The organism is Paraglaciecola sp. (assembly GCF_030730205.1).
In the GTDB taxonomy this organism is placed as follows: Bacteria; Pseudomonadota; Gammaproteobacteria; order Enterobacterales; family Alteromonadaceae; genus Paraglaciecola.
The window spans coordinates 1-4,422 of record NZ_JANQVQ010000083.1 but is presented as its reverse complement, the minus strand read 5'-3'; the positions used below and the strand labels follow the sequence as shown (position 1 = coordinate 4,422).

General features: G+C 40.6%; 3 protein-coding genes. 2 read left to right on the top strand and 1 reads right to left on the bottom strand.

The window, feature by feature from the left end:
• Nucleotides 1-340 precede the first annotated feature (340 nt).
• Together NWQ57_RS07095 and NWQ57_RS07090 are read left to right on the top strand one after the other, a co-directional pair.
• Nucleotides 341-3,190, top strand: coding sequence for a glycoside hydrolase family 2 TIM barrel-domain containing protein (locus NWQ57_RS07095; protein ID WP_306021445.1), 2,850 nt, complete (start codon nucleotides 341-343; stop codon nucleotides 3,188-3,190).
• Nucleotides 3,191-3,548: 358 nt separating this feature from the next.
• Nucleotides 3,549-4,208 carry a BNR-4 repeat-containing protein gene (locus NWQ57_RS07090; protein ID WP_306021444.1) on the top strand — a complete coding sequence of 220 codons (660 nt, stop codon included), beginning with the start codon at nucleotides 3,549-3,551 and terminating at the stop codon, nucleotides 4,206-4,208.
• On the opposite strand, the gene NWQ57_RS07085 is transcribed toward NWQ57_RS07090, so the two are convergent.
• A partial coding sequence (locus tag NWQ57_RS07085) for a phage integrase N-terminal SAM-like domain-containing protein (RefSeq protein ID WP_306021443.1) occupies nucleotides 4,123-4,422 on the bottom strand: 300 nt, incomplete at its 5' end. The two genes, NWQ57_RS07090 and NWQ57_RS07085, sit on opposite strands and share 86 nt — an antisense overlap.

The window sequence follows — 4,422 nt, the reverse complement described above, 5'->3', positions numbered from 1 at the left end:
CTTAAACATTAATTCCAACTATGTGTCTAGTAATTCATTTACTGGTAGGGACATAAAGCTAACCAACGTATCTGGAAATTTATGTCGATTTCTAAAGGTGCGCGCCTACTAGGTTGTTGTTTGAAACGTCTCTAATTAAGCTCATCGTTAGTTAGCGTCACTTTACTTGGCTGAATAGTACTGCCTGAACGTTATTCAGGCAGTACCGGCTACCGAAACAATTGTCTTTTTATACCGTCCCAATAATTTTTCCAAGCAAATTTTGAGGAGAAGTCAAGCGGGTAGTAGCTAAACCACGGAGATGACTCTGTGTAAGTTTAATTTTTAGGAAAGCTGTAATATGTATCTATTTAAAAAACTAATTGTGCATGTAATGCTGCTATGGACCATCTGGTCTTTGCCCTGTAATGCGCAAAATAAATTCTATTTATCCGGGCAAGACGCAGCGACTGCGGTTAATTGGCAGTTCAAGATAAACGAAGGTCGTAATAGTGGTTCTTGGACTACTATCCCAGTGCCATCAAATTGGGAAACCCAAGGCTTTGGCTATTACATGTATGGCATGGATAAAATAGAGAATCGTAAGTCAGGTGTTGCTGATTATCGCCATCAATTTGATTTTGAGCCACAAGAAAAAAAACGTTACTTCATTGTTTTTCAAGGTTCGATGACCGATACCACGGTCGTGCTAAACAACAAAAAGATTGGTTTTCATCAAGGCGGTTATACCGAATTTAAATTTGAAGTCACCGGTGCGTTAAGAGGAGGCCTTAATACCCTTGACGTTAACGTCAATAGTTCATCAACTGATGAGTCAATCGTCAGAGCAGAACGGTATGCAGACTATTGGATGTTCAGTGGTATCTTCCGCCCGGTGTTTATTGAAGAAGTGGCTGACGAGTTTGTTGAACGTGTAGCGATTGACGCACAGATGACCGGCGATTTCACCATGGATGTGTATACCAATGGCGTTAATAAGGCTGACTCGGTCAGTGCGCAAATTTATGACAGTAAGCAAAACAAAGTAGGTAACGCTTTTAATGCCCTGATCGCAAGTGATAAAGGCAAGCAGAAAGTACAGCTTAAAGCGAAATTTACAGGTATTGACTTATGGTCACACGAATTTCCAAATCTGTACTCAGTTAAAGTTGAACTTAAAAGCGACGACAGTATTTTACATAGCTATGATGAAAAATTTGGTTTTAGATCTTTTGAAGTCCGCGATCATGACGGTTTTTATTTAAACGGTAAACGTATTTTATTAAAGGGGGCTAATGCCCATAGCTTTAACCCGGAAACTGGGCGTGCGTTATCAAAAGCGGATATTGAAAAGAGCATCAAGTTAATGAAGGAGCTTAACTTTAACTTTGTGCGCCCAAGTCATTACCCACCTGACAGCTACTTCTTCGAATTAACTGACGAATATGGTTTACTAGCGTTAAACGAATTACCGGGTTGGGTTAAACCATTGAGTAAAGATATAGGTCCTAAAATTGTTAGAGAGCTAATCGTGCGTGATGTGAACCACCCAAGCATTATTATGTGGAGTAATGGTAACCACAATGCCCATGTACCGGAGTTTGATATCGATTTTGCTAGGTGGGACATACAGAAACGTCGCCCTCTTAAAAATGCCTCTAAAGACAGCAATATTTTCGATAAATACAATCCTGATTGGGACATTGTTAATACCACTTACTACCCAGACTATGCCACCGCGAAGAGAAACTTATTCGAAAAGAACCACATTTATTTACCCAACGAAGTTTTACACGCTCTATATGATGGCGGCGGTGGTGCTAACTTAAAAACGTACTGGGATATGTTTGAAGCCTCACCTGTGGGAGGCGGTATGACCATTTGGGCGCTTTATGATGAAGGATTAATGCGCAATGATATGGGTTATACCGTCGATAACCAAGGCGCAAAAGCGGCTGACGGTATTCTTGGACCTTATGGTCAAAAAATGGGCGACAGTGACACCATTCGTGAAGTATGGTCGCCTGTGGTTATTAGCGATAAAAATATTGATCAACATTTCAATGGCAGGATTGCTATTCATAACAAATTTGATTTTGCCAACTTAAATCAAACCACCATTATTTGGAAGCTGATTGATTTTGCTAACCCTGATGCTTCTAGCAATGGTCACCGCACCGTTAAAAGCGGCACCATTACGGTTAATTTAGCTGCCGGTGAAACAGGCGAGCTTGAGTTGAATTTACCTAAATCATTTATTACTAACGATGCACTTATGATTGAAGTGCATGATATGCAAAACAACTTGGTATACGACAAGCGTTTACCGATCACCGAGCCAAAAAATGGGTTCAGGCTATTGTCAGATCAGGCTTACCAGCAAGACAAGCAAGATGTGTTTACCTTTCACAGAGGCGATACTACCTTACGCTTTGATCGCAACAGTGGTGTTTTAGCTGAAATTTTAGATAAGGATAAAGCAACCAGTTTAGGTAACTTCCCGTTCTTAACGTTTAAAGCGCTTGATGACCAGCTAGTGAATAACACCACTCATACTTCAAGGGCAATTGTCAGTAAAAAAGGCAATAGTTTCGTGATTAAAGCCCTTAATACCAAAGGTTTTGACTACCTAACGTGGACGTTAAAAGCCAATGGTGAAATTGCACTTGATTACGCTTACACACTGGCAGAAGGTCAGTACTACTACGCCGGCATTGGTATTGAAGTTGCCGCTGGCAAAGTACAACGCAAGCGCTGGTTAGGCGAAGGCCCTTGGCGCATTTACCAAAACCGTAAAGAAGGCGGCATTTTAGATGTTTACGCGATTGATAAAAAAATCAGCAGTCCAGGGGAAATATACAATGGCCCAGAGTTTGAAGGCTACTTTGCTCCATGGAATTGGGCAGTATTCTACCTGGATAACTACCTCAATGTTGGCTTTATAAACCGGTCAGATGTGACCTTAGGCGTATTAAATCCAATCAATGCTAAAGATCCAAAAAACTCTATTTGGCACTATCCTGAGCAACAAGGTTTCTATCTATTTGACGCTATTTCAGCCGTTGGCTCAAAATGGAAAGACATGAAAGTGTTTGGCCCTGATGCTCAACCAACCTTATTTAATAAGCAAGTCAAAGGCACGACTTCACTGCTGATTAACTGGAACAAGCCAGACGCGAAAGCAAAACGTGTTGATATGGAATTGGAGTAGTCGTATCGATTACAGCTAGATAAAACTTAGATGTACATAGCTGCAGGGCAATTCGCTTAACTCTGCAGTCACTTCAAAACCAAGTAAGACAACGAGATATGGCTTAAAGACTTAAACTAGATGTGGATTTGCAGACACTTACGGAAATTTAAATATGTGACCCATTATGATTGATTATGACTTGAATTAATCTGTTTTGATGGTACAATTTTATTTAGATGTGTGGTTTTGCCAATACTGGCTCCGTAAGAAGAACTGACGGAATGCTTTACGTTAGACCTAGCTGTAGTTGTTGTTACTTGTGTTATTGGCCGGCAAACACCGGCCTTTTTTTATTCTATTTTCAGGGGAATAAACTATGAAGACACCACAGAGTTGTTTACGTTTATTAATGCTGTGCACTCTTAGTTTTTTTCTTACTGCCTGCTTCTCTTTTAACTCATTAAGCAATCAAAAGTCGGCGACCAATCATCGCTTAGGGGGCGATGTTTCTGCCATCGATTATGTATGGTCTGGTCATCCAATAAAACCATACCTATTAACAAAGGGGGACGATCAATTTGTTGCATATTTTGATGCTAATCGACAAATGACCATTGCCCATCGTGTTATTGGTAAACCATGGCGGTTTCATAAAGTTGATAGTTGGCTTGGCTGGGATAGCCATAATTACGTAACTATGGAGTTGGATAAAAAAGGATATTTGCACGTTATGGGCAACATGCATGGCGATAATCTTGAATACTTTCGCATGACTGAGCCTATGGCAGTGCGTTCTATTGAGCGCATCGATGTGATGGTTGATGAGCAATTAGAAAGTCGTATGACATACCCAATCTTTTTATTGAACAAACAAAAAGAATTAATAGTTAAATACCGACATGGTGGAAGCGGTAACGGCGACGAAATTTACAATATCTATAGCACTGAAACTAAAGTTTGGCAGCGACTACACGCCAATCAATTCTTGAATGGCGAAGGATTAATGAGTGGTTATTTCGAAGGGCTAATTTACTAATAACATCGGGACGATTGAGGGTTTTACAGTACAAGAATTGTAAACCAGATAACGTGGCGTTGATGGTGATGTTGGATGTACCTTGTTCGGCCAATGCAATCTGAAACTGCCGTAATTCCTCTGCCGTGGCGTTAGCAGGTGAATGATTAAGGTACGTGGCAAGCTTCGTTACCGCACGGATATAGCCAATTTGGGTTTTAGGGCTGAGTCTACG